The following is a 25,496-nucleotide window of genomic DNA, read 5'->3' on the forward strand; positions in this document are numbered from 1 at the left end:
TACAGATATGAATTTTCTATCCTTTAATAGAGCCGATCATAACGCCCTTGACAAAGTATTTTTGAAGAAACGGATATACCGCCAGCATCGGAATAATAAGAACCATAACGCTGGCAGCCTTTAGCCCTTCCGGCGTAATACTAGCTGCATCGTCCGGTGAAATATTGACCATTTCCTGCAGCACCGACTGCTGACGAATCATTTGCTGAACAAGTACAGTCAAATTGTATTTATCTGTTTCATTCATATAAATAATGACGTTCATAAAGGCATTCCATAAGCCTACACCGTTGAAAAGCGTAATTGTTGCCAGTACAGGCATAGACAGCGGCAATATAATTTGCAGCATAATTCTCCACTCACCGCAGCCGTCAATCCTGGCAGCATCGTCGATTTCGTCGGGGATATTGACAAAAAAGGTGCGCATGACCAGCACATTGTACGTGCTTACAAGTGCCGGAAGCCAGATAGCCCAATACGTATTAATGACATGCAGCTCCTTGAGCACCAAATAGGTCGGTATTGTCCCGCCTGAAAACATCATGGTAAACACCATGGCCAGCATAAAAAATTTACGGCCTATAAAATATTTTCGGGATACCGGATAGGCGGTTAGTATCGTGCATGCTACCGACAGCAACGTGCCGATAACCGTAATAATCAAGCTGTTATAAAACGCATCGACGATTCTTGTGCCACTCCATAAAGCAGCATAGGATTCCAATGTCCAGCCAACCGGCCACAGCGATATGCGTCCTGATGCTACAGCATGTGTATCACTAAGCGACAGCGCCATAAGATGGACGACCGGCAGCAGGCAGCTGAGCGCAACTAACAGCAAAAAAATATAGTTGATCGCGTAAAAAATCTTTTCTCCTGTTGTTGATTTCATAAAGCTCCTCCTGACGTTACCATAGTCCCTGATTGTATTTACGAGCGATGGTATTAGCTAGGATGACTAGCATAAATCCGACCAGGCTTTCAAATAATCCCATGGCTGTCGTCAAGCTGAACTGGCCTCGCTGAATTCCGACAGTGTAGATATACGTGCTGATTACGTCAGCTACCTCGGATACAGCGCTATTTTGCAGCATATACACCTGATCAAAGCCGACATCCATTACCTTGCCGACATTGAGTATAAGCAGCAGAATCACAGTTGGCGCAATGCCAGGAAGCGTAATATGCCAAATTTGCCGCCATTTGCTCGCTCCATCCATACTTGCCGCTTCATACAGGTTAAGGTCGATGGCCGTAAGCGCCGCCAAATACAAAATGGCACTAAACCCCATTTCCTTCCATACGCCAGATCCGATAAAAATAAATATCCATGATAGCTTTTCGTACAAAAACGGGTATGGCTTGCCAAATAAAGCGGTTATCCATTTGTTAATCGTCCCTGAATCTAGAGCAAATAAAGATACGATAATGCCCCCAATAATAACCCAGGACAAAAAGTGCGGCAGATACACGATCGTCTGCACGGTGCGTTTAAACCATGACTTTCTCACTTCGTTAAGGAGTATCGCCAGCACGATTGGCACCGGGAAACCAATCAATAGGCTTAACACGCTTAAAACTAGCGTATTACGAATAATGTTGAGCGTTTGTGCCTGATTGAACAGCAGCTTGAAATTGTCCCAGCCTGTCCATGGACTTCCGAATACGCCGTCTGTCCAGTTATAATCCTTGAATGCAATCATAAGCCCGCCCATTGGTGCATATTTGATTACGATAAAAAACAATATGGCCGGCGTGAACATGATAAAAAGCGGGATATTTTGTTTCCAAAGCTGCTTTTTCCATGCACTGCGCGTCTTCGAAGCCGTTCCTGCTCCGCCGGCTCTCCCCAATTCCTTCTGTTCCGCCGTAGTCATCGTCCCCTCCTGTCTTTTCTACTGCTCCTAGCAACGCAGCAGTAACTGTTGGTTGTGCTTACATGATTAATAGTAGAGTTTTCTTGCCATGGGCGCCTTGAATATCTAGCCACAAATCTATAGATTTTTGACATACAGTGGAAAGGAGTGATCTTGCGCAGAATACAGCTGGGAGCAAGAAAAAGGCTGAATCTATTGATGCAGCCTGCGGAATTCGGTTGGAGACACATTTTGTGTCCGATTAAATACATTGGTAAAGTAATTTGGATCGTTGAAACCAACTGCCGAAGCGATCTCAAACATTTTCATGTCAGTATTACATAGCAGGAGCTTCGCTTTTTCCATGCGTACCTTCGTCAAATAATTCGTATAGGTTTCGCCGGTTTCCTTCTTAAAAAGCTTGCTGAAATAAGTGACGCTCATATGAAACATCTCGGCTACAGTGCTTAATCCACACGTTTCCATATAGTTTTGTTCGATATAATTCAACGTTTTGTCAATGACATTATTGTTCATATTCGCTTGCCATGTCTGGAAGCAGGCTATGAACTGCTTCGCCAGCTCCTCAGCCCATTGCAGCAGCTGATCTGATGTGCTGAACAGCACAATCAGCACGCCGCTCATCACAATCGCTGCCAGCCCGGAAACTAAACTGATGTTAAGCAGCACCTTGCTTTTGCTCTGGAAGGACTCTAGCGACGCCCGGCTGATAAGTGTAAACTGATTAGCAGTTGAGTGATTAACCGCGTATAAAAATCCCCCCTTCTCCTCTTTGCGGACAAACACGCTGCTGGACAATACCGGCATATCCGGCAAGAGCGATTCGTCATCGTCGGAATAAAGCAGCTGATTTCTTTGCTCGAATAAATAGACCTGAGAATCGGTCCCTTTCGTCAAATCATATAAAGTTTTAGCAAACAATCTTTCGTCAATTACCATAACCAGCAAACCGTATCTTTCCAGTGACCGGTTATTTTTCATCCAACGGGAAGCAATAATAAAGTCTGTCTTTTCATTCTCGTTAAAAGGCGAGACGATTTCCCTTTTCAGCCAGATCAACTGGCCGTTTGACTGCTCCACATTGCGCAGCACATCTTCAAATATTGCAGGCTCAAGCTGTCCGATTTTCTCATTCATATGACCAAAATAGTAATTAACTCCGTTCAAATCATAAAAATAAACGGACTGAATATAAGGCTCGTCCAGTTTAATTTGGCGGAGAAGGCTCTGCAGCTCTTCATGCTCTAGATAATTATCGAAAAGGTTGTCACGCTTTGTCATTAAATTCGTAACGACCTTCTCTATAACACTATTAAACACAATGCTGTTGGAAATACGGTAGATTTCCTGTATACGCAAGTCCAGTGTAGACATAGCCTGCTCATTAGCTTTGCCGTACTGCTCGCTAACCTCTTCCTCAAATAGCTGAAGATGCGTTCGATAAGATAAAAAACCTGTAATCGAGCATGAAAACAATATAATGCAGGATAAGCCAATAATAAATTTGGCATTCATGCTTATTTTCAAAACGCGCTCCCCCTCGCTACGTTTTTAAACAAGTAGAATATAGCATGTCATTTCATGTTTCTCAATTGTAAATTGAATATCAAGGGCTCCGCCGTCCTTTGGAAAGGCGAGTTTACCGGCGAATTATAAGAACAAGTTTATAGAAAAAAACTTATAAATTTTTATAATTCAAAACAAAAAAACCGCCTCCTAAGGAGTACGGCTTTTCTTTAGTCGAATACGATATGCATCAGCCTTTCACAGCAGAATTCGAGATACCCTGAATAATGAACCTTTGCCCGAATAAAAACACAATGATCATTGGAATAATGCCTGCTGAGGCTGCCGCCATCATTCCGTTATAGTCGACTGTATTTTCCAAAATAAAGCTTTGCAATCCGAGCGGCACGGTATACAGCTTCTCATCAATTAAAAACACCAAAGCATTCTCGTAATCGTTCCAATGCCAAGAGAAATCGATAATAGCCAATGTAGCAAGTGCTGGCTTAGCTAGCGGCAAAACGATTTGAAAGAAAATTCTCAAATGTCCCGCACCGTCGATAAAGGCGGATTCTGAAATTTCATAAGGAACAGACATGAAAAACTGCCTCATCATAAACACACCGAAGATCGTAAACATGCCTGGCAAAATAAGCGCCAAATGCGTATTATAGATGCCTGCCCACTCAAACATAATAAATTTTGGAATAAACAAAACCTGAGGCGGCACCATCATCATCGATAGATAGAGAACAAATAATACATTTCTTCCTTTGAATTGAATACGAGCAAACCCATATGCAGCAAATGCGGATAAAAAAACTGCTCCTGCCGTACTGATAATCGATATTTTCAAGGAATTTAAGTAATAGGTTAAAAAGCTTTTGTCGCCCGACCATACTTTTATATGATGATCCATAACCGGCTTATCTGGAATCCACTTAATCGGAAACTGAAACACTTCACTTGGCGTTTTAAAGGACGTGCTGATCATCCACAGAAAGGGAACGACCATCACGATGCCGCATGCGAGCACAAGTAATGTAATCATAAATTGCTTGAGATTAAAGAGCTCTTTTCTTTTCTCCCATTTTGTCAGCGATGCCTTCATCCTGCTTCCCCCTCTTTAGTAATGAACCCAACGTTTCTGTCCTGCCCATTGCACCAGCGTAATCAATAGGATGATTAGGAACAGAGCCCAGGAAATCGTTGAAGCATAGCCCATTTCATAGTAGCGGAAAGCATTTTGATACACATACAAGGACAAAATCGTCGTACTGCTGCCCGGGCCGCCTTGTGTAATGGCTTGAATAATTCCAAACGTTTTGACAGTCATTATCATTCCTGTTACAAGCAATAAAAAGGTCGTTGGGCTGACGAGCGGCCAAATGACCTTGCGCAGCAATTGAAACGGCCGCGCTCCATCGATTTTGGCCGCCTCGAGCAGCTCAGGAGATACCTCCTGCAATGCCGCCAAATAAATAATCATGTTGTAGCCGAGCATAAACCAAATCCAGATAATATCAATCGCAATCATGGAAGTATCCGTAGTTGACAGCCATCCTGGCGGCTTGGCAATCCCGATCATTTTAAGTGCGGCATTAATGGGGCCTTGCGTCGGCTGGAACAGAAGCATCCATACAAACGCAACGGCTACGCCGCTTGTAATATACGGCAAAAAGTATAAAGCCCTTAGCAGCTTTTTAAGATACAGCTTTTGATTCAGCACAACGGCCACGACAAAAGCCAGCGCGATGGACACCGGCACAGACAATAAGAAAATGGCCGTATTTTTTAAGGAAATATAAAACACTTCATCGTTAAGCATACGTTTAATATTGGCAAGGCCGATAAACTCTACATTCGGATTCATAAATTTGTAATTTGTGAACATTAAATAAAAGGAGTATATCGCTGGCAATACAAAAAATACGAATATCCCTAGCATATTCGGCCCGATAAACAAATAGCCAAGCTTGCTTTGCCGTTTCATCCAGTTGTTCATTCAACCGCCTTCTTTCTCTTTATGTCACTCTAAAGATAACAAGGACTGGCGCACAAATTAAGGAACAAAACCACCTGATTGATATAACAATTATTCGCAATTGCGGAACTAGGAAAGAAATGTTCTATTGTGCCAAGTAAGCGTGACGATTTGCTGGACAGACATGCCAAATTTACTATTGCGCCGTATGCGTGACTGTTTGCTGGACAGACGATCCAAATGTACTATTGCGCCGTATGCGTGACTGTTTGCTGGACAGACGATCCGCTATTGTGCTTAAATCGCTTCATTTGCGCGATAAAAGTGACACTCGTTTCGCTATTGCTCCAAAAACACTAAGAAAAGGGCAGTAAATGAGCGAATAGCGGAAACTGTGACCGCGAAACTTCAAAAATTGCAATAAAAAAAGGGCAATCCCCGTCATGTTCATGACATGGGATCGCCCTGGTAGCGCTGCTTATTTTTTCAAAAACTCATTATGGCGCTTCACCATATTCGCAACTGTATCTGCTACGCTTTGATTGCCTAGGAAATACTTCTCATACTCCTGTCTGCGCATGTCCTTCATCTCTTGTGGAATGCTGCTGACAAACGTAACGGTCGGATCTTCAAACAAAACATAATTCAGTGAAGGAACATCATAAGTAGCTTCATTGCCGCCGAGCAAGCTCTTCAGCGCTACCTCCTGATCGACTTCCTTGGAAGCCGGCAGTCTTCCGCCAGCTGCAAGCGGCGTCATTCCTCCATCGGTATACCATTTCAAAAATTCCCAAGCTGCTTCTTTATGTTTCGTCTTGGCGTTAATCGAAACAATATCACCAAGGCCCCCGACGATATGGAAATCTTCCGGATTATCCATCATTCTTGGAACTGGCGCAAAAGCGATTTCAAAATCACGCGGGAAATCTGTAAAATTGTTTGAGCTGCGGATCAGCCATTCTCCAATATTGAGCATAGCCGCTTCACCGCTTAGGAATACATTTTCAACCGGCATTTTGGAAGTAATTTGTTCACCTAATGGAGGAGTCGATTTATCTTCGCTCATCATGCCGTTCATTAGCTCCAGCCACTCCACGATTTTAGGATCATCCATATTCGAAGCGCCGTCCGCTTTGACATAGCCTGTTTTATCCAGAATAGAATCCATAGGGCCAGGGAACGTTTCTAGATGCTGAATAAAGCCATAACGATTATCCTTCGTCAAAATTTTGGCATACTCACGCAGCTCCTGCCAAGTCCATTCCTTCGGCACTTCAAGTCCCGCTTCATCAAGCATATCTTTATTCAAGGCGACAAAGTTTACGCTTTTTTTAGTTGGAATGCCATAAAACTTTCCGTCTATCTTCCACGATTCTGAATCCGGTCCTATTTTTTCAACGATCGGATAATCTGTGAATTCGCTTAAATCAAGCACGGCTCCGGATTCAACTCGCTTCGTCAACCTTGTTAGATCGTAGCCAACGAATAAATCAACATTTTGTCCTGTCAAAAGCGCTGTATCCAGCTTCAAGTTCCCTTCGTCATCATTTACGAAACGGATATACTCGACTTGAATATCAGGATTCTCCGCATTCCAATTATCGACTGCCGCTTGAGGACCTGATTCCGGCGGAACGCCTCCCCACATCGTCAGCTTGATTGGTGCATCCTTCGAGCCTCCGCTGCCTCCGTTATTCCCCGGATTGTTAGAAGCAGCTCCCCCTCCGCCTTCATTTCCTTTACTGGAGCAGCCTGCAAGCAAGCCAATAGCAAGCATGCATACGAGCAATACTGTAAGCCATTTTCTGTTGTTCAAAGTGCCGACCTCCTCTTGAATTGTTGCTTTCGTTATATTTGCCATCGCTGACATGTTTAGCTTAACAATCAGAAGTCCAACACTGAATAAACAAATCTGTCAAATTGATAGAACAATTATTAGCAAATTTGAGCTTTGTCATAGACATAGTTTTGTTCAATCATTTTCCGGTCGCCGTTATTCATGCTGCTTGCGATACTGGCTGGGCGTCTCATTGGTGAAGCGCTTAAATATTTTAATAAAATAATTATCATTAACGAAGCCTACCTTCGCTCCGATTTCAGAAATGGCTAATTTTGAGTTCTTCAAATACCAGATCGCTTTCTCCACTCTGACCTGATGCAAATAATGAATAAGCGTCTGCCCCGTTTTCTTTTTAAATAAGGAGCTGACGTAGTTCTCTCCCATAACGACATACTGCGATAAAAACTTTACAGATAAATCCTCGGCATAATGCTCTTCAATATACGCAATAATCTTGTTTACTTCCGGATGAGTTATTTTTTCTTCTTCTAATTTGATTCCAACGGCCGGATGCTTTGCCGAATCTTCCGAAGCTGGATTGTTTTTGCTTGGAGCATTAGTCCCAGTCCCTTGAACAGATGCTGTCTCAGCCAGCTCTTTATTTAATTCCTCTCTAATTTTGCCCAGCGTTTCACGCAAGTCTTTTACATTCATAGACAGCTTCAAAATATAGTTGGAGGCGCCGTATTCCATCGCTTGCCGCAAGTATTCAAACTCACTCATGCAAGTGAGCATAACAAACTTCGTCTTGTAGCCAGCCTCTCGCGTTTTTTTGAGCAGCTCGATTCCATCCATTTGCGGCATAATAATATCTGCCAGTACGAGATCGGGCTTCATATCATGAATAAGCTGCAAAGCTTCAACGCCATTGCCTGCCTCCCCCGCTACCTCAAACCCCATGCTGTTCCAATCGATCAGCTCCTTCACCGATTCCCTAACGAACACTTCGTCTTCAACAAGAATGACTCTCCACATCATACTTCCCCCATTTCTTGTTGTTTTCCATTTAACATTTCATACGGCATAGACAGCAGCAGCGGAATTTCTATGCGGGCATGCGTACCTTTTCCTGCTTCAGCATCTTTTAATATGAGGTGCCCTTTTTCTTTAAACAGAAGCTCCAGACGCTCCTTCAGATTGGAGATGCCAATGCCGCGCCGTGTTCTTCCGGGGCGTTGTTCCGCTGCTTCCTTTAAACCAATGCCATTATCAATAATATCGATTCGCAAGCGGTCCTTCTCTGCTTTAGATATTTTGATCTTAATTTTGATGTTATCTCCATTAGCTCCAATGCCATGGCGGATTGAATTTTCAACCAGCGGCTGAATACTGAACTTTGGCACTAATGCAAATTGCGTGTCCTCCTCACCCTCATATTCCACCTCAAGATTATATTTAAAACGGATTTGTTGGATATGCACATAAGCTTGTACGAGCTCCAGCTCATCCTTCAAATGAATCATATCAATTTCCGAGTTTAGGCTCATTTCCAGCAGCTTTCCGAGTGCCACACACATTTCCTCTATGTCTTCGTTTTGACTTCGGATGGCGCTCCATTTCATCGTATTTAACGTATTCAACAGAAAATGAGGATTCATCTGCGATAGCAGCATTCTAAAATGCACTGCTTCCTTTTGCCGTTCTTCCTCTTTCAGCTTTTGGATTAAAGTATTCATATCGTCCAGCATCGTATTGAAGGTTCGGGTCAGCTCAAGAATTTCACCAGAGTATTTATCCTGCGGCAATCGGATCCGCAAGCTCTTATGAACCGCATCTCGCATCTTTTTTTGCAAATGATATAGTGGACGGGTAATGGTAGAAGAAATGATAAACGTCATCATAATGAACAATGCCATAAAGGCCGCAAACGTTAAAAAATATTGGCTCTTCATCATCTCTATTTCACTGAACAATATTTCGGACGGCGTTCGATTTACCATATACCAATCAAGCGTTGGAATATAACTGTAATTAACTAGCGCTGCAGAAGTTTTATCAATAAAATAGCCCTTTTCTCCACCCTCAATAATCCGCAGCATAGCTTCCTCTGATAGACTGAGCTCAGTTGATGACTGAGCTACCATTTCCCCATCGCCAGTAACCATAAAATAGCTCTGATCCCGTGATGAGCGATGTATAACAGACTTGAACCAGTAGTTGTAATCAATGCTAATCCGGGCAATGCCGTAAGGCTTCATATTATTTTTTTTATCCTTGAAAGCCATGTACATCGATAAAAGCTGCTTGCTGGAGGAAATATCGTTCGAAACATAGTTTTCATCATTCGTAATCCATTTGGCATAGCTATCGCTATTCAACACGGTGCTGAACCAATCCTTGCTTTTATAGTCATCATATTTCAAAGCCCGTCGAGGCTGAAATGACGTATAAATATTGCCTTTCAAATCAAGCACGGTGTAATAAACAAATGGATTAAGCAAAAACAAGCTGTTGTTAATGGAGGTAAACTTTTCTTCCATTTCCCGTTTATTACCCAGGATAGATCCTTCTTCAGGCTGAAGCAGAATCGATTTGACTTTCAAATCCTGCTCCAGCATAATCCAGGTTTTAAAGGCGATACTCATTACGTCCTCGAGCGATTGAATAATTTGCTCCAGCTGATCATGGCTTTTCTCGCTGATTTTTTGCTGGATAACGAGTTCAACCCGCTGATAATTGTAAAAATGCAGCACACTAAATGGAATTAAAATGAGAATAAAAAAAGACATAAATAAACGATACTTTAGCTTTTGCGGAAACAGCCTTTTCCAAATTGCCCCCACGAGTTGCGTCCCCTCTCCGCTATATGTCATACTCATCATTTCTGTGATTTTATTATAGCATCAGTCCGCTTGCACAGAACGGTTCTAGGCATTTTGTATAGTTATGCTGCATTAGTAACTTCTGACAACAAAGATTTGTTCTATTAAGAAAGAACAACACAGTCGTCCTTCTCAGACGTACGGTTTCTTCGAGAATTATAAGAATAAGTTTATAGTGAAAACATATAAAGTCTTATAATATCAAGGATCTCAAAAAAAAGAATGCCTAACAGCTGCTGCAGCCGTTAAGCATTCTTCTTTTTTTATAATGAAATGATTAGCCTTTCAGCTTTTTCAAGAAATCTACGGCAAGCTGAATATCAGCCTCCGGATTCGTGCCTACCTCGCGCTCAATCGTTAGGTAGCCTTTATATCCGATATCTTGAAGCGCCTGCAAATAGGCCTTCCAATCTACACTGCCCTCGCCAAGCGGAACTTCACGGAAAGCAGCGCCGGATTCAGCCATTTGAGCAATAACATCATGATCCATGCCTTTTTCAAAGCCAAGGAAGCCATATACTTCACGAGGATCAACCGGGCGAAGCTGAATGCCGTCTTTGGCATGCGTATGCACGATGTAATCCTTCAAATTGTGTACGCCTTGCACCGGATCATCGCCTGTAACCATGACCATATTAGCAGGGTCAAAGTTGACGGAAACGCCTTTGGAGCTTAGCGTATCCAGGAAGCTCTTCAAATGTGCAGAGGTTTCCGGACCTGTCTCAATTGCAAAATAGGCGCCCATTTCGCTTGCGAATGTGCTCAGCTCGTCACAAGCTTTGTGCATTGCTTCGTAAATCGCAGAGTTTTTGTCGTCTGGCACAATACCGATATGAGTCGTAACAATGTTCGTCCCCATATCCATTGCAAGCTCCATAATGCGCTTGGATTCATCGATTTTTTGACGATTAGCCGATGCATCCTGGAAACCATGGCCGCCCAAGTCCCCAACGATTGCGGAAATTTCAAGACCTAGCGATTCAATATAGTCACGGTATTCTTTTCTCGCCGCAGCATTTAGCGCTTGTGGAGAAAATTCACCTTTAACTGCATAAATTTGAACGCCATCGGCGCCAGCTGCTTTTGCTTTTTTCAAGCCCTCACGCACGCCTACCTGATAGCTGTCTACAATGACACCAATTTTATTTTCCATTGCCATTTGTTATACGCCTCCTCGGTATTATAGTGAGTTCCAAACCTGCTTCACATAGTTAAAGCCAAGCTTCGTTGCATTTTTGCACTCTTCCATGCCTTCAAACTCGATGGACAAGTAGCCGTCGTATCCGCTGCCTTTTACGATGCTGAGCACCTGGCGCATGTCGATATCGCCATGGCCGACGATTGTGCCTCTTAGCCAGTTGCCGTTCGTCGTATTGAACCAGCCATCGCCTGGCTGTCTGTCTGCAGGACGGTAGAAGAAGTCCTTGATATGAACCATAGAAGCGATAGAAATATTGTTTTTAACCGCTTGAATTGAAGGCTCATCCGCACATAGGAAGTTGCCGACATCTAATGTTGTTCTGAAGTTTTCACGATCTACCGCATGAACTAGTGCTTGCACGCGGTCGCTGTGTTGAATGAAAAAGCCATGGTTTTCCACGCTTGTAATAATGCCGTATTGCTTCGCATGATCAGCAATTTCGCGGCAAGCATCAGCAAGGCGCGGCAGCTGCCTAAGGAAGTTGGAGATCGAAAGATCCTTCGAGGAAGCAACATCATGACGCATGCGCTTAACGCCAAGCGCTGCTGCTGCGTCCACTTCCTTCTTCACACGCTCGATTTCTTTGCGGTAATCTTCATCGTTCAAATCCGCAAAGTTTGCGCCAATCGCATAGTTGGACAATTCGATACCGCTTTTCGCAGCTTGATTTTTAATCGTATCGATCATTTCCGGCTGCTCGACAAGATTGTAGCCAATCGGAACGATTTCAACATGATCTGCGCCAATCTCAGCGACATAAGCAATAATGTCGGTTACTGACATTTCGCCTGCGGCATATGCTTTATATAAACTATAAGTGCTTACTCCTAATTTCATAGTCTTACCTCCGCGCCTTTAGCTGCTGATTCATAAATTGCACATAGAATCTTCATCATTTCTACACCGTCAGCAACTGGGCTGATTGGCTGCTTATTATTTGTTACACAATCAATAAAATGATTGATTTCATTTTGGAACGCGCTCACAAACTCGAATTTATCGCTGTCTGTTTGCGGAACAATATTTAGAATAGTGTCGTTTTTCTCGGAAACAATAACGAGATTAGGATCGATTTCAAAGCCGCCCTTTTCACCGTAAAGCTTGATCGATGCTTCATCCTTTTTGGCATGCAGCGTAAAGCTCACATCAACCATAATAGAAGCGCCATTTTCAAAGCGAATCATAGCATTTGCCAAATCTTCAACCGTATTCTTCGTAGCATCATAATCCGCTGCCTTGTAGTGGGACAGGTTTTTGATGTTTGCACGGTTGCCAAGCTTTTTGTAAGTATTTGCGCTAACCGATACTACTTTTGGACGGCCCATCATGTACCAGCAAAGGTCAATGGCATGAACGCCGATATCAATAAGCGGTCCTCCGCCTGAGCGCTCAATATCTGAGAACCAGCCGCCTGGGTTGCCGAAGCGGCGAAGATTAGAAGCCTTGGCATAATACAGCTCGCCAAATTCACCTTTATCAACCATATCGCGCAGCATCTGCGCATTGGAATCGTAACGGCGAACATAACCAACCTGCAACAGCTTTCCTGTTTCCTCCACAGCTTTTTGAACAGCAAGCGCTTCCTCTACTGTGCGGCAGAGCGGCTTCTCAACAAGCACATGCTTGCCTGCACGAAGTGCTGCAATACTAATTTCAGCATGGGTGTTGTTCCATGTACAAATACTAACTGCTTCTACCTCAGAATCAGCAAGCAGTTCATTATAGTCTGTATAAACCTTCGTTGCGCCGTACTTTTCTGCAACCTGTTTTGCACGCTCTTCATTCAAGTCACAAACAGCATAAATTGTTGCACCATCATGCTTGTGATACGAGTCCAGATGCATTTGTGAAATCGAGCCTACACCAATAACGCCAACCTGTACTTTTTTCATACCCCAGTCACCTCAATTAGTATACTTCATACAAATAGTGTATTATCTTCTCACTACGTATTATAATGTAATGGAAACAAGTTGCCATGAATCGGTGTGCGTTTTATTTGTACTTTTGTGCTATTCAGGAGGAGGTTCCTGCAATATGAAAAAAATCGAATCGCTGCGCGAGACGATGAATATGCCCAATCCCAATTTTCCTATAAAGGTGCATCGCATTAACTATGAGCAGTATGGAAAAGTCGTGTTTCCGCATCACTGGCATGAGCACATCGAAATTCTGTATGTCGTAGAAGGCGTTGCTAATTTCGAGTGCGGCTCCAAGCCGATTATTGCCAAAGCGGGCGATATTGTTGTCGTAAACAGCAATGAGCTTCACTATGGCGTAAGCTTATCCAACAAGCTGTCCTATTACGCGCTAATTGCAGATTTATCACTGCTGCAAAGCCAATTCGTAGACGCGGCTGAGAGCAAATTCATTACGCCGATTTCGCAAAATCGGCTGCTGCTGCACAATTATATTAAAGATGACAGCGCTGCTCAGCGATGTATGATGGTTATCGTCGAAGAGCTGTCGCAGCAGCAATTCGGCTATGAGCTTGCCATTAAAGCCGAGCTTTATCGTCTGCTGACGATTTTGCTGCGCAATCACGTTGCAACAGAGCTGTCACAGGACGAATATGTACAGCGCATGAAAAATATAGAGCGGTTTGACCCCGTCTTTCAATATATAGAGGAGCACTATTCCGAGGAGCTTTCCGTAGATTTGCTGGCGGATATGACCGGGCTTAGCCGTTTTCACTTCAGCCGCCTGTTCAAGGAGATCAGCGGAAGAACGATAACCGAATATATAACGGCCATTCGGCTTGACAAGGCCGACTACCTGCTGCGCCATAGCAGCCTGTCAATAACCGATATAGCAGCTAGATCCGGCTTCAACGATATTTATTACTTCAGCCGCACGTTCAAGAAGCACAAGCAAGCCTCTCCTTCTGCGCTGAGGAATCGTGCGCTGAAGTAAACATATCCCTTGCTCTTAAATACAAGATTATTTCAAATGATCCACTAACGCTTGCTGCAGGGTGCCTTTTGTAATTGCTTTATGTTCGAAGGACAAGCCCGACCGAATCATCATTTTCACGATCTCCGGCCGGAGCCCAGTTACGATTGGCTGACCACCCAACATAGTAATCCCATCTAAGACGTTGATAAGCTTTCTAACGATTTCGGGCTCCATCTCCATTACACCTGACAAATCAATGATTAACGTTTCGATTCGCTCATTGCCGATTTGTGTAATGACTTTGTCCTCAATCGTGTCGGCGCGGGCCTCGTCGATCGTGCCGATCAAGGGCAGAATAGAAGTTGATGGAGTCAACGGAATAATCGGAACGGAAAGATCCGTTACCATTTCTCGCTGAGCCAGTATCAGATCATCTTTAAAATGCGAGTAGCTGATGAATAGTTGATTAAGGAATTGATCCATTAACTGATTGATGTTTTTTTCCAGGTTAAAATAATGCTCCTTGCTGGCGTTTTGGTTGTGCTGTCGATCATAATTATACAAAAAGTCCCACATGACACGTCGAACTGCCTGGATCCATTCCAATTTGAAGGCGAGAGTTAACGAATGCTTCGCCCATGTAATTCCTTCCTGCTTTGCAAAAGCAATTACTTCATACTCTTTTCCTTCAATAACGAATAGCACCAGCTTATGAGCGTTATCCAACAAGTTAATATTCCCGATGGCAAGAATTTCTTCGATTTTATCCCGGACGCTGACTGCTCCCATCAATAGACGTCGTTCGAAAACTTCTCGGTTTACTACGAAAAAATCTGTCAAGTTCGTCGTTTGTTCCAACTCCAGACAAATTACCTCTTTCCATTTCATATTCTTTGTTTCTTTCGGAAAAGTAATTGTAAATTTGGTTCCCGCGTTTTCCATGCTCTGCACTTCGACCGAACCGTTATGCTGATAAATCACCGAGTATACGAGAGTCAGCCCCATCCCGGTACCATTTGCTTTCGTCGTAAAAAATGGAGTACCCAGCATACGAAGCTTTTCATGCGGGATGCCTACACCATCGTCCTGGATACAAACTGTCACTTCATCCTCAGTTGACAAGTGCTCAATATGGATCGAACCTTTTTCAGGGATAGCCTCGAAAGCGTTTTTCAACAAATTGAAAAACACCTTTTTTAATTGATTCTTTTTACCCAAAATGTATGTGCCTGGTTCTTGCAAATTGGTATGAACAGAAACCCGATAAAATTGATCCTGGAACAGCTGTGTCAACGATTCCAGCTCGACTGTCAAGTCAATCGATACGTAAGGCTCTTCCTCTAAATCAGGCTTAGACACATGAAGTAAGTTTTGCAAAATATCAATTGCATTCTCTAGCTCTGATTCAGCAATTTCTATGTAATCCCTTTCATTTCTTTCTTTTAACAACTGTAGAAATCCTTTGACGGCAGTCAGCGGGTTTTTAACCTCATGGGCGATACCCGCGGCTATTTGTCCGACAGAAGCCAAATGGCTTAGATGGAAGTCGTTTCTTGTTTTATCTGTAGATCCTTTCTCCTGCATCCTGAACAGCCTCCGATTTACAATTGTCCTATTCGATTAAATTTACTTATCATACTTACTAAGCTTACCACTGTACACAAGCAGAAGCTCTAACCAAACTTAAATTTCCTTGCATTTAAGTCGAGTTGACTTGCTTCGTCGCAGTTGTACTGACAATAATGACCTCTGTCGATTAATTGTGGATAGTTGCAACAAGCAATAAAAAGGGGTGTCACTGCGATCAAGATTGGGATTCCGACCGCTGTTGTAGTCTAATTTTATGATGAAATAACCCCTGTAAAGGAAAAAATTAGCCTACAAAGGCGGACGCTGCCGCTTCTCCATTCCCATTCTTGCTCTCCTTTTCCCCTTTCTCATTGCTTATCAATAGTTGCCCACTAATAATCGACAGTCTCCTAGCAACCGTTACGCAATTATGCAGCTGATTATAGGTTCCATTTTACCTTTATGCTGATTTTTGCTCTGCGATCGTCGAGTTATAAATAATTCAAACAAAACCCGCTAAATAATTAGCGGGTCAGAATAATAACACTATGACATGGAATAAATATGTGTTGCAGGGAATACCCTTCTGCCGCTGTTAACTATTGTAGAACTTCTCCAGCTCGGCTACGATATCAGCCAATACGCCGTCGACAAGCGTTTGACGCTGAGGCTTATCGAATAGCGCTGCAATTTGCTCTGGGAAGGATTGCTCAATGCCGCAAAGCTCAATCGCTTCATTGAATTTCGCTGGATGAGCCGTAGCAAGAGAAATAGTGATTTCCTTTGCAGGAGCGCATTTCTCAGCTGCAGCTACGCCGCAAGCAGAGTGCGGATCAAGCAAATATTCGCTTTCCTTGTTATGGCGAGTAATTGTAGCAAGACACTCGTTTCCGCCTACGCCATGCGATTTGAATTCTGCCTGCACCTTGGCAAGTGCCTCTTGCGAAATTTCGATTTTGCCCTCAGCCTTGAATTGCTCCATAAGCCCGGCAATCGTCTCTGGATTTTCGTCAAGCACATAGTACAAATAGCGCTCAAAGTTGCTCGCAACTTGAATATCCATCGATGGCGAGTATGTCGCGCGGAATTCGCCCGGCATATAGATGCCCTCATGAATAAAGCGCTCAAGTATATTGTTTTCGTTAGTAGCTAAAATCAGCTGATTAACCGGCAATCCCATGCGCTTCGCCAAATAGCCTGCAAAAATATCGCCGAAGTTGCCTGTAGGCACGCTGAAGTTAACTTTAACAGCACCAGCTTGCTCCGCCACGCGGAAATACGCATAGAAGTAATAAACCGTCTGCGCCATAATGCGTACAAAGTTGATTGAGTTAATAGCTGCCAAATGATTTTTTGCTTTGAAATCAAGATCAGCAAACAGCTCCTTGATCATGCGCTGGCAATCGTCGAAGTTTCCTTCTACTGAAAGATTCAGCACATTGTCATCCATAACAGTTGTCATTTGCAGCTCCTGCACGCGGCTTACTTTGCCGTTCGGATGCAATATACAAATTTTAATGCCTTCCTTGCCGCGAACGCCCTCAATGGCCGAAGCGCCTGTATCGCCCGAAGTTGCGCCAAGAATATGAATCTTCTCACCCTTCTTCGATGCTACATAGCTGTATAATTGCCCCATAAATTGCAATGCAATATCCTTGAACGCAAACGTTGGGCCGTGGAATAGCTCTAGCAAATAAAGCTCGTCATTTAATTTATGAACAGGTGTAACTTCAGGTGTACGGAAGGTTGAATAGCTGTCTTTAATGAGCTGCTTCAAATCCTCCTGGGGAATTTCTCCGTTCGTGTATAATTCAAAGATGGCAAGCACTAGCTCTTGATAGCTTAATTTTTGCCAATCTTTCAATTGCTCAGCTGAAACTGCCGGAATTTCTTTTGGAATAAGAAGACCGCCATCATTTGCAAGCCCCATCATAAAAGCATCAATAAATCCGATATTGCCAACCTTGCCTCTTGTACTAATGTACTCCATTTAAAGTTCCTCCTACAGACCGCTCAAAGTCAATATTTCGCAAAAATGCTGTTGTAAGCATTTTATCATCGTTTACCTGAAAAATCGAATAAAACTGTGCATTAATAATAAAAAACCAGCGCGATTAAAGCCCGCAACAGTCTTTTTGTCATTAGATGCTCTTTAAATGATCCATCAGTCATCGGGCTGATCATGGAATTATTTCACAATCTACCGCAAATAGTAATTGGAGCGGTACATCCAAATGTTTCACAAATTCCGCTATTTCAAAGCAAAAATCGAATATACAAACATAGAATCTCCATCTGTTCAATTGTAAAAAAACACCTATATGACTTAGTTCAGAAGTAGCAGGTTTAAGTAAGTATGCAACAAAATTTGTCCCATACCCGTTTGAGATAATGTGGACCACAACTTAGACATAAAGGAGCATGAGAAACATATGAAAAAAAGAATAATTGCATTTATGCTAGTAATCGCAATGGGACTTGCCTTGACAGCCTGTGCTGGCAACGACAAAAAGGATCCTGAAGCTACTCCTCCAACCGAGCAAGGCGCAAGTGACAACTCCGGCAATGGAGCTGGCAACCAATCAAATGACAATGATGGAGATAAAGATAAAGAACCTGACAATGACAATGAACAGCAGCCTTCCGATAATGATGGCAATGGCGCGGCTAACATTACAACAGAAAGCACACCTGCCGAGATGGTGGACGCTATCTTAAGCATAGTTGAACAGCCATCTCTTATAGCGATGGATGCGCAAATGGTAAAAGATATGTATCATTTGGACCCGGCGACTGCTGAGCAGCTAGCAATCAAGATGCCTATGATGAATGTGAAAACGAATGAAATTGCTATTTTCAAAGCAAAGGACGATGCGTCCAAGGCTGCAATTGAAGAAGGCATGAAAAAGCGTGCCGCCGATGTTCAGAAGCAGTTCGAAACATACTTGCCGGATCAATATGAAAATGCGAAAAATTATAAAATTGTAACAAACGATAAATACATGCTATTCGTTATTTCTGAGTCGGCCGATCAAATTGTTGAAACCTTCAACAGCTTCTTTGAAGCAAAATAAAACGACCTTCTACTAACTAGAGAAAGATGGAGGCCACATGGTCTTTAGCAGCCTATTATTTTTGTTTCTGTTTTTGCCAGCCGTATTGCTGGTATACTATGTCTCTCCCAAGCGCTTGAAAAATCTGGTGCTGCTGCTTGCAAGCCTTGTATTTTATGCTTGGGGAGAGCCTGTCTATATTGTGCTGATGCTATTTGCTACGATCGGCGATTATGTATTCGGATTGCTTCTGAGCAGTCCAAAGCATAGCCCTTTGCGCAGAAAGCTTATCGTCGCTGCATCAATAGCAATTAATCTGGGCGTGCTTGGCTTTTTCAAGTACGCCGATTTTTTAATCAGTAATTTGAACAGCCTGCTGGGAACTTCCATGCCTCTGCTTGATTTGCCGCTGCCGATCGGCATATCCTTCTATACATTCCAATCGATTTCCTACATTATCGATGTGTACCGCAGAGATGCAGAGGCTCAGCGCAATTGGCTTGATTTTGCTGCTTATATTTCACTCTTTCCGCAGCTTGTTGCCGGGCCAATCGTACAGTACACGACGATTGCGAAGCAATTGCGCGATCGCACAATCGGGCATTCCATGTTTGCAGAAGGCGTACGCAGATTTATTATCGGACTTGCCAAAAAAGTGCTGCTCGCCAACAATATCGGCCTGTTATGGGATCAAATATCTTCACAGCCCACTGGCAGTTTGACGGTGCTTATGGCCTGGCTCGGTATAATCGCTTTTGCATTCCAGATATATTTCGACTTCAGCGGCTATTCGGACATGGCTATCGGACTTGGGCTAATGCTAGGTTTTCGTTTCAATGAAAACTTCAATTACCCTTATATATCGCAAAGCATTACGGAGTTTTGGCAGCGCTGGCATATTTCGCTCGGAACATGGTTTCGCGACTATGTTTATATCCCGCTGGGAGGCAACAGACATGGCCTGCTCAAGCAGCTGCGCAACATTGCCATCGTCTGGATGCTGACCGGAATTTGGCATGGCGCAAGCTGGAACTTTTTGTTATGGGGCGTTTATTTCGGCATTATCCTTATATTTGAAAAATGGTTTATACTGCGGTTTTTGCAAGCATCGCCAGCTTGGATAAGGCATAGCTACGCTTTGCTGCTCATCTTATTCGGATGGGTGCTGTTCGCGTTAGAATCACTGCCTGATATCGCTGCATATTTTACAGCGATGTTTGGCGGCAACAGCATGCCATTATGGAACGATGCCGCACTGTATGAATGGTATACAAACGCCATCTTGCTGCTGCTGCTCATCGCAGCGTCTATCCCAATCAGCAAAGCAAAGCTGCTCGTTAATCGGGCAAGCTCAGCTTCCGTTCAAGCAGCTGGACTTATTTGGCACTTGTTATTGCTGTTAGCTTCAATTGCTTATTTGGTTGATGCTTCATTCAATCCGTTTCTATACTTCAGGTTTTAGGCAAGGAGGCTCCAGACATGTCATCAACAAATAGAACGATCAGCAAGCTGTACACATGGAGCTTCATTTCTATTCTAAGCGCCTTATGTCTCCTGTTCATCCTGCTGCCCAAAAGCTTTTTCTCCGAGCTGGAAAATCGCAGCCTGCAGGCGGTGCCGCAATTTACATGGAAAAAGCTGTTTGACGGTTCGTTCACAAAGGATGCTGAAACCTATGTAACCGACCATTTTCCATTTCGCGACCAATGGGTGCAAAGCAAATCTGTTATGGAGCAGATCAGGCTGCAGTCAGAAAACAACGGTTTCTACCGCGGCAAGGACGGCTGTCTATTCGAGAAGCTGGAGGAGCCAGATTACGGCAAACTGATGCAATACACCGATGCTGTCAATCAATTTGCAAGCCAGTATCCAAGCCAAAATATAACGTTTTTGCTAGCCCCGACCTCTATCGGTCTTTACGCTGACAAGCTGCCTTTACTTGCGCAATCCTATTCTCAGCAGCTGATTCATCAATTTATCGGACAACAGGTTGAGCATAGCTTAAGCTGGCTTGACGGCTTCACCTTTCTGGAGCCAATGAAAAATAGCGACAAGCCGCTTTATTATAAAACAGATCATCACTGGACGACCTACGGCGCCTATTTGGCCTATAAAGCTTATGCGGAGCAAATGGGCTGGAAGCCGCTTGAGGAGGACCAGTTCCAAATCAATACGGTAACCAACAGCTTTCTTGGAAGCTTTCATACGAGAAGCTTGTTCAGCGGAGTAAAGCCTGATTCTATTCAAATCTATGAACCTAAACAAACGATAAACAAAGAGCTGTACATCGCAGATACAGATACGACGAGCAGCTCCTTGTATGATCCTTCCTATTTGGATAAAAAAGATAAATACTCCTACTTTCAAGGCGGAGTTCATGCGCTTATGCAAATCAGATCCGATCTTGCGGAGCAGCAGACTGATCTTGACAAGCTGCTCATTGTGAAAGACTCCTATGCTCACAGCATGCTGCCATTTCTGACCGCTCATGTGCGCGAGCTGCATGTGATCGATATCCGCTATTACAACGGCAGCATTAGCGGCTATATGCAAGAGCACCAAATTAATGATGCTCTGCTTTTATTCAATAGCACTACATTTGCATCGGAGCAAAATATCTTAAAGCTGAAATATCAAGGATAAACGGCTCCGCCGTCCTTTAGACAGGCGCGTTTTTTTAAAAATCCATCCTATTTCAGCTTTACCTCTACACGTACGTCAATTTCAAACGTGCGGTTCCAGGGTAGCTGTACGAAGGTTAACTCTGCGTCAATCCATTCCCTGCAGCCGGCTGCTGCGGAGGCTTGCTGTGCCTCGAGCAGCCGCTGCTTCACAGCTGCAAACAGATCATTCATACGCAGAACTGCTTGTTCATTGACAACCTCGTAATCCGACTCCAAGTTCCATGGGCTAACCGACGTATGTTTCGTTACCCAATCGTTTACCTGATCCCTTACCTGCGCTTGATATCCCCATTCATCCATTAGCCGTGACATTAAAAAAGAATAATGTGCATGATCAGCTTCTTTACTATTTTCGCCGTCATCCTTATCATTAAGCGTTCGTGCTACAGCATGGGCTATACAAGTTCCCAGCGCATTGCCGGCTGTATTCCATCCCGCATAACCGCTCAATTGGGTAAATAGCCGCTCATCCAATAAATATTGGATAAGCTCTATATCCGCTGTATTAGGCAGCCCGACATCTGCTATTGCAACCCTGCGTCCTGCTGACAAATCATACTTTACCTTCTCTACCAGATCCGTCAGCATATGGCGTGAATCAAAGAAGGCTGTTCTAAGCCCGCTGGCAGGCATGCTTGCGTGGTTCATTGGAGCGCTCACAGATAAAATGAAATCAGCCTCATTCGGCGTCTCCACCACTATAGCCCCCGCCGCCCATAAATGCAGCTTTACGCTCTCATTAATTGGTCTGTCCTCATACGGAGCAACAGCAAGCTTAGCAGACTCGGACGTAAATTGCGGATACACCTTAATCCGCTTTTGCTGCAGGTTCTGCAGCAATCTTGCAAGCAGCGTCTGCGCGGCTTCATCCGCCCCAGGGTATATCATCGTCTTAGCCTGAACGCTGCGTTCATAAATATAACGCTGCAGCTCATACTGTTCCGATACATGCAGGCCTACAGGACTGGCATCCTCTTGCGTTATCGTTAAAAAATCAATCGCCCCGGACGCTGCCCAGTCAATCAGAAGCTTATGAATATGCATGTTTCGCTCGCGAGCTTTAAAAAAATCGGACAGCACTTCCTCAGGAATCTGCTCCTTAACCCGCTTGAATGGCTCTTCCAGCCCTGTTTCCTTAAGCCGATTAATGCGATCATGCAGCTGACAGTATTCAAAAACCAGCTGTAAATACTGAGCAAATTGCGCATTTTTGCCTGTAATGCCGATACGCATCAGCACGCTTGAAACATAAATGGGCTTTGCAGGATAGCGCGTTTTGATGTCACGCAGCACATCCAGTGTCCGCAGCGCATCTTCCAATGTTCTATCGTGCGTACGTGAAGCGATCAATCCTCCGTATGCAAGCTGATCCGCCGATACAACAATCCCATCTGCCTCCTCGGCTGCAGAACGAAGCCAACTGCTAACCGCCTCGCAGCTTCCGGGCTCCGTAAATTTACCAAGCAGCTCGATCTGCGGCGTAACTAGCTTTGCACCGGCAATATTGGCGATTAACTGAGGAAACTGCTGGCAGCATGGGCGGCTGTCCAGCGGAAGAAGCGCTATTTTCCACATTTGAGTCACTCTCCTGTTTAACCTGCTAGTCTATCAAGCTCTTGCCGCATTTTTTTCGTTGCTTCGTATATCGATTGCGCCTCCGTACCGGTTACAATTGCTCCGATCATTACGCCTTGAACGCCGGCCGTTTGCAGCGCTGCCAAATCATGCACCTCAATTTTGCGCTGGCTTGGCACAACTACCGGCTTGCCTGCCAGCTCTGTCAAATGACGATAGTTTAGCAAATCATGAATGGACAAGGATGTTCCGTATTCCTCGCCCGGTATGATGGAAGCTTCCAGAACCTCAATAGGCATACTTCTGAAGGAAGCTATCAATTGATCGGTATAATTGTTATCTACCGCCAGCATTTTGCTCAACCTGCGCTCAGAGCATAGCCATCCGGGAGCATGCTTTGTGTATAAGGATATGAAGTCAAAGCCCGCTTCAGCCAGCCGGTCCACTTCCTCTTTAGTCACTTTATGCAGCGCGTCTCCTACAACAGCTCCTAACGGGCCGCTAAATGAATTAACCATTCGCCCTATGAGCTCCTTATAATGATCCACAGATAAAAAATGATTGCCGCTTGCCCGATGATCAACATTGAAATGAATTTTAATCGAATCTGCCCCGCCTTCAACTGCCGCTTGGAATACTTCATAATTATTAGACGGTAAGCTTACGATCAGCGACATTTCCTTCTTTTGCAGCATTTGTACTAACTTAGTCATAGTGTCTTCCCTTCCTGTCCATTTATTTAAAACATTTCATTAGCAATAGCTGTCTCTATGATAGTAAAGCTATGCCAACTCTTACAACTGTATATCATCCGGCCAATGAATCTCAACGCCATACTGCTGAATTATCGCTTGAAAAGCTTGCAGATGCTGCTTGTTCTCTCTAACCTCTCGGGGCGTAATCCGATTTTTGACCGCATAAGCAGCCAAGCAGCCTGCCGCCTCGCCTATATTCCATTCTGTTGGATGCAGACGATAGCAGCCATTTGCTATTTGTGTCGTACCGATATTTTTGCAGGCAGGCAGCAAATTTTTCACGCGTACTGGCAGCATGGCGCCAAGCGGCAGCTCATACGGATAAGTAGGAATATAGAAGCTGCGATACGTCCTCGTCGTATGATGCAGATCCAGATGATAGCTGCCGACGCCGACACTGTCCTCATAACGCTTGATTCCGAGCTCTTTTCGCTCCTCTATACTGACATCCGTTTCTGTAATTGTATACATCGCTTTAATCCGTCGCGACTCGCGGATGTACGGATACTTGGCCAATCCGTCTTCCGTGCCAAACACATCTTTACGCAGCCTTAGACCGGGATACCCTTTGCCGCCGTCTGGACGGGGCGCTTCTGTTTGCAGCCAGTATACGAGCGACAAGCTCAGCTGCTTGGCTCCATGCAAATGCTTTTCTCTTTCCTCCTGAGACACCTCATAGATCGGACCTAGGAAATAATCATTTTGCGCCCAATTAATAAGTGTTATATCACTTTCATACAGCCCTGCAAACAAATCCTTATCTATAATTCTTCGATATGTCCATAAAGGCATTTCCTCGCCTTCCTCAGGCATAAAAGTAAACTTTCTTATTTGATCTGATTTATTAATATCCTGCACAAACCAGCTCAACAGCGGATAGGTCGAAAAGCTCGGCATATATTGGCGCCAAAAATCATATTGCTCCGGCTTTTCAATAATATTATCCGCGCCCTCCTTATAATCGAGCGCAAATACATAAGTAAATGCTTGCATGTCGAGCGGATCGGCAGCTTCGACAGCATGCGGCTCACCCGTCTCGCTTTTGGCTTCGGCTCCGGTTACATATTCCGCGCCAACGAGCGGAAGTAAATCCCCGCATTCCGTAGCATCCAAAAAGTAAGCCCCTGTCAGCCTCAACACCTCTTCAGAGACGATATTCTTCACCTGCACCCATTCAATGGCGTCAGACGCAGTTGAAGCTGATTCAGGCACATAGCCATATAAAACAGTGATTCTGCCGCTGCTTATATAAGGAGCCAGCATATCCTCGATAATTTGCAGCGCAACCCGCGGCTCGTGACAAATGCGGCTAACCCAGCCATTGCCGGGATTGAGCCGTTCATCCTCCAATGCCTCTTTCGACATTGGATAATTATTCTTATAGTAGCTTCGCACGCGGTCGCGGAATTCCCGGTATGTCCGGGTGCAGCCAAAGCTTTCGATCCAGCGATGCTCATCTGGCGGCACCGCCTGGCTTGTCAGCTGGCCGCCCAGCCAATCGGTCTCCTCCGTCATGATGACTCGCATCCCCATGCTGGCAGCGGCAAGAGCCGCTGTGCAGCCGCCTGTTCCGCCGCCTAATATGACAACTTCTGCTTCCAACTCGCTTTTTTTCATTTTTCAAACCACCTTTACAATAGAATGAAGCTGTTCCTATATTCAAGTGTAACACTTTCAACTATGGTATTCGATACATTGAATCTTGCTCTCCGTTACAGCCAGAGCCCGCAGCAGC

20 protein-coding genes are annotated in these 25,496 nt (G+C 44.2%); 4 read left to right on the forward strand and 16 right to left on the reverse strand.

Annotation, left to right across the window (positions count from 1 at the left end; translation table 11 throughout):
* Positions 1-16 precede the first annotated feature (16 nt).
* The 11 genes from V1L65_RS13465 to V1L65_RS13515 all read right to left on the reverse strand — a co-directional run bounded on the left by V1L65_RS13465 (position 17) and on the right by V1L65_RS13515 (position 13,122).
* Entirely contained in the window at positions 17-892 is an 876-nt protein-coding gene (locus V1L65_RS13465; protein ID WP_331699683.1) for a carbohydrate ABC transporter permease, read from the reverse strand.
* A gap of 16 nt (positions 893-908) precedes the next feature.
* Positions 909-1,763 (reverse strand): ABC transporter permease, encoded by an 855-nt coding sequence (locus V1L65_RS13470; protein WP_331699765.1) that lies wholly within the window; start codon positions 1,761-1,763, stop codon positions 909-911.
* Positions 1,764-2,069: 306 nt separating this feature from the next.
* Positions 2,070-3,404 (reverse strand): AraC family transcriptional regulator, encoded by a 1,335-nt coding sequence (locus V1L65_RS13475; protein WP_331699684.1) that lies wholly within the window; start codon positions 3,402-3,404, stop codon positions 2,070-2,072.
* Positions 3,405-3,633: 229 nt separating this feature from the next.
* Complete coding sequence (locus V1L65_RS13480; RefSeq protein ID WP_432501408.1) at positions 3,634-4,434, reverse strand: carbohydrate ABC transporter permease; 801 nt, start codon at positions 4,432-4,434, stop codon at positions 3,634-3,636.
* Between the two features lie 75 nt (positions 4,435-4,509).
* On the reverse strand, positions 4,510-5,388 hold the full coding sequence (locus tag V1L65_RS13485; RefSeq protein WP_331699686.1) for a carbohydrate ABC transporter permease: 879 nt from the start codon (positions 5,386-5,388) through the stop codon (positions 4,510-4,512).
* A 457-nt stretch (positions 5,389-5,845) separates the two neighbouring features.
* The gene (locus tag V1L65_RS13490) at positions 5,846-7,183 is read right to left on the reverse strand and encodes an ABC transporter substrate-binding protein (protein WP_331699687.1); all 1,338 of its coding nucleotides are present in this window, start codon (positions 7,181-7,183) and stop codon (positions 5,846-5,848) included.
* Positions 7,184-7,360: 177 nt separating this feature from the next.
* Positions 7,361-8,182 carry a response regulator transcription factor gene (locus V1L65_RS13495; protein WP_442955697.1) on the reverse strand — a complete coding sequence of 274 codons (822 nt, stop codon included), beginning with the start codon at positions 8,180-8,182 and terminating at the stop codon, positions 7,361-7,363.
* Positions 8,182-10,029, reverse strand: a complete 1,848-nt coding sequence (locus V1L65_RS13500) for a sensor histidine kinase (protein ID WP_331699689.1) — start codon at positions 10,027-10,029, stop codon at positions 8,182-8,184. Before V1L65_RS13500 ends, V1L65_RS13495 begins: the two co-directional genes overlap by 1 nt.
* Before the next feature lie 277 nt (positions 10,030-10,306).
* Positions 10,307-11,188 (reverse strand): sugar phosphate isomerase/epimerase family protein, encoded by an 882-nt coding sequence (locus tag V1L65_RS13505; RefSeq protein WP_331699690.1) that lies wholly within the window; start codon positions 11,186-11,188, stop codon positions 10,307-10,309.
* Between the two features lie 21 nt (positions 11,189-11,209).
* On the reverse strand, positions 11,210-12,067 hold the full coding sequence (locus tag V1L65_RS13510) for a sugar phosphate isomerase/epimerase family protein (RefSeq protein ID WP_331699691.1): 858 nt from the start codon (positions 12,065-12,067) through the stop codon (positions 11,210-11,212).
* Entirely contained in the window at positions 12,064-13,122 is a 1,059-nt protein-coding gene (locus V1L65_RS13515) for a Gfo/Idh/MocA family protein (protein WP_331699692.1), read from the reverse strand. Before V1L65_RS13515 ends, V1L65_RS13510 begins: the two co-directional genes overlap by 4 nt.
* A 145-nt stretch (positions 13,123-13,267) precedes the next feature.
* Here V1L65_RS13515 and V1L65_RS13520 point away from each other — a divergent pair, with 145 nt between their 5' ends.
* On the forward strand, positions 13,268-14,143 hold the full coding sequence (locus V1L65_RS13520) for an AraC family transcriptional regulator (RefSeq protein ID WP_331699693.1): 876 nt from the start codon (positions 13,268-13,270) through the stop codon (positions 14,141-14,143).
* Positions 14,144-14,170: 27 nt separating this feature from the next.
* On the opposite strand, the gene V1L65_RS13525 is transcribed toward V1L65_RS13520, so the two are convergent.
* Together V1L65_RS13525 and thrC are read right to left on the reverse strand one after the other, a co-directional pair.
* On the reverse strand, positions 14,171-15,709 hold the full coding sequence (locus V1L65_RS13525) for an ATP-binding protein (protein WP_331699694.1): 1,539 nt from the start codon (positions 15,707-15,709) through the stop codon (positions 14,171-14,173).
* A gap of 580 nt (positions 15,710-16,289) precedes the next feature.
* Positions 16,290-17,684 (reverse strand): threonine synthase, encoded by a 1,395-nt coding sequence (thrC, locus tag V1L65_RS13530; protein ID WP_331699695.1) that lies wholly within the window; start codon positions 17,682-17,684, stop codon positions 16,290-16,292.
* 442 nt (positions 17,685-18,126) lie between these two features.
* Here thrC and V1L65_RS13535 point away from each other — a divergent pair, with 442 nt between their 5' ends.
* The 3 genes from V1L65_RS13535 to V1L65_RS13545 are packed head-to-tail and all read left to right on the forward strand — an operon-like array spanning position 18,127 to position 21,390.
* Positions 18,127-18,768 (forward strand): DUF4358 domain-containing protein, encoded by a 642-nt coding sequence (locus tag V1L65_RS13535; protein WP_331699696.1) that lies wholly within the window; start codon positions 18,127-18,129, stop codon positions 18,766-18,768.
* A gap of 37 nt (positions 18,769-18,805) precedes the next feature.
* A complete protein-coding gene (locus V1L65_RS13540; protein WP_331699697.1) occupies positions 18,806-20,209 on the forward strand; it encodes an MBOAT family O-acyltransferase in 1,404 nt (467 codons plus the stop codon).
* A 17-nt stretch (positions 20,210-20,226) separates the two neighbouring features.
* The gene (locus tag V1L65_RS13545; protein WP_331699698.1) at positions 20,227-21,390 is read left to right on the forward strand and encodes a DHHW family protein; all 1,164 of its coding nucleotides are present in this window, start codon (positions 20,227-20,229) and stop codon (positions 21,388-21,390) included.
* Between the two features lie 47 nt (positions 21,391-21,437).
* On the opposite strand, the gene V1L65_RS13550 is transcribed toward V1L65_RS13545, so the two are convergent.
* The 3 genes from V1L65_RS13550 to V1L65_RS13560 all read right to left on the reverse strand — a co-directional run bounded on the left by V1L65_RS13550 (position 21,438) and on the right by V1L65_RS13560 (position 25,378).
* A complete protein-coding gene (locus tag V1L65_RS13550; RefSeq protein WP_331699699.1) occupies positions 21,438-23,006 on the reverse strand; it encodes a DUF4127 family protein in 1,569 nt (522 codons plus the stop codon).
* Positions 23,007-23,023: 17 nt separating this feature from the next.
* Positions 23,024-23,719 (reverse strand): hypothetical protein, encoded by a 696-nt coding sequence (locus V1L65_RS13555; RefSeq protein WP_331699700.1) that lies wholly within the window; start codon positions 23,717-23,719, stop codon positions 23,024-23,026.
* A gap of 81 nt (positions 23,720-23,800) precedes the next feature.
* A complete protein-coding gene (locus V1L65_RS13560; protein WP_331699701.1) occupies positions 23,801-25,378 on the reverse strand; it encodes an FAD-dependent oxidoreductase in 1,578 nt (525 codons plus the stop codon).
* Positions 25,379-25,496: the final 118 nt, after the last annotated feature.

This window comes from Paenibacillus sp. IITD108 (genome assembly GCF_036541265.1).
Classification (GTDB): Bacteria; Bacillota; Bacilli; order Paenibacillales; family Paenibacillaceae; genus Pristimantibacillus.

What these genes read in the sequence shown, in the direction of transcription:
- V1L65_RS13525 (WP_331699694.1), bottom strand. Translation starts at nt 15,709, where the DNA reads ATGCAGGAGAAAGGATCTACAGATAAAACAAGAAACGACTTCCATCTA.
- V1L65_RS13535 (WP_331699696.1), top strand. Translation starts at nt 18,127, where the DNA reads ATGAAAAAAAGAATAATTGCATTTATGCTAGTAATCGCAATGGGACTT.
- V1L65_RS13485 (WP_331699686.1), bottom strand. Translation starts at nt 5,388, where the DNA reads ATGAACAACTGGATGAAACGGCAAAGCAAGCTTGGCTATTTGTTTATC.
- V1L65_RS13495 (WP_442955697.1), bottom strand. Translation starts at nt 8,182, where the DNA reads ATGTGGAGAGTCATTCTTGTTGAAGACGAAGTGTTCGTTAGGGAATCG.
- V1L65_RS13470 (WP_331699765.1), bottom strand. Translation starts at nt 1,763, where the DNA reads ATGTTCACGCCGGCCATATTGTTTTTTATCGTAATCAAATATGCACCA.
- V1L65_RS13500 (WP_331699689.1), bottom strand. Translation starts at nt 10,029, where the DNA reads ATGATGAGTATGACATATAGCGGAGAGGGGACGCAACTCGTGGGGGCA.
- V1L65_RS13545 (WP_331699698.1), top strand. Translation starts at nt 20,227, where the DNA reads ATGTCATCAACAAATAGAACGATCAGCAAGCTGTACACATGGAGCTTC.
- V1L65_RS13555 (WP_331699700.1), bottom strand. Translation starts at nt 23,719, where the DNA reads ATGACTAAGTTAGTACAAATGCTGCAAAAGAAGGAAATGTCGCTGATC.
- V1L65_RS13560 (WP_331699701.1), bottom strand. Translation starts at nt 25,378, where the DNA reads ATGAAAAAAAGCGAGTTGGAAGCAGAAGTTGTCATATTAGGCGGCGGA.
- V1L65_RS13465 (WP_331699683.1), bottom strand. Translation starts at nt 892, where the DNA reads ATGAAATCAACAACAGGAGAAAAGATTTTTTACGCGATCAACTATATT.
- thrC (WP_331699695.1), bottom strand. Translation starts at nt 17,684, where the DNA reads ATGGAGTACATTAGTACAAGAGGCAAGGTTGGCAATATCGGATTTATT.
- V1L65_RS13505 (WP_331699690.1), bottom strand. Translation starts at nt 11,188, where the DNA reads ATGGCAATGGAAAATAAAATTGGTGTCATTGTAGACAGCTATCAGGTA.
- V1L65_RS13550 (WP_331699699.1), bottom strand. Translation starts at nt 23,006, where the DNA reads ATGTGGAAAATAGCGCTTCTTCCGCTGGACAGCCGCCCATGCTGCCAG.
- V1L65_RS13540 (WP_331699697.1), top strand. Translation starts at nt 18,806, where the DNA reads ATGGTCTTTAGCAGCCTATTATTTTTGTTTCTGTTTTTGCCAGCCGTA.
- V1L65_RS13515 (WP_331699692.1), bottom strand. Translation starts at nt 13,122, where the DNA reads ATGAAAAAAGTACAGGTTGGCGTTATTGGTGTAGGCTCGATTTCACAA.
- V1L65_RS13520 (WP_331699693.1), top strand. Translation starts at nt 13,268, where the DNA reads ATGAAAAAAATCGAATCGCTGCGCGAGACGATGAATATGCCCAATCCC.
- V1L65_RS13480 (WP_432501408.1), bottom strand. Translation starts at nt 4,434, where the DNA reads ATGATTACATTACTTGTGCTCGCATGCGGCATCGTGATGGTCGTTCCC.
- V1L65_RS13510 (WP_331699691.1), bottom strand. Translation starts at nt 12,067, where the DNA reads ATGAAATTAGGAGTAAGCACTTATAGTTTATATAAAGCATATGCCGCA.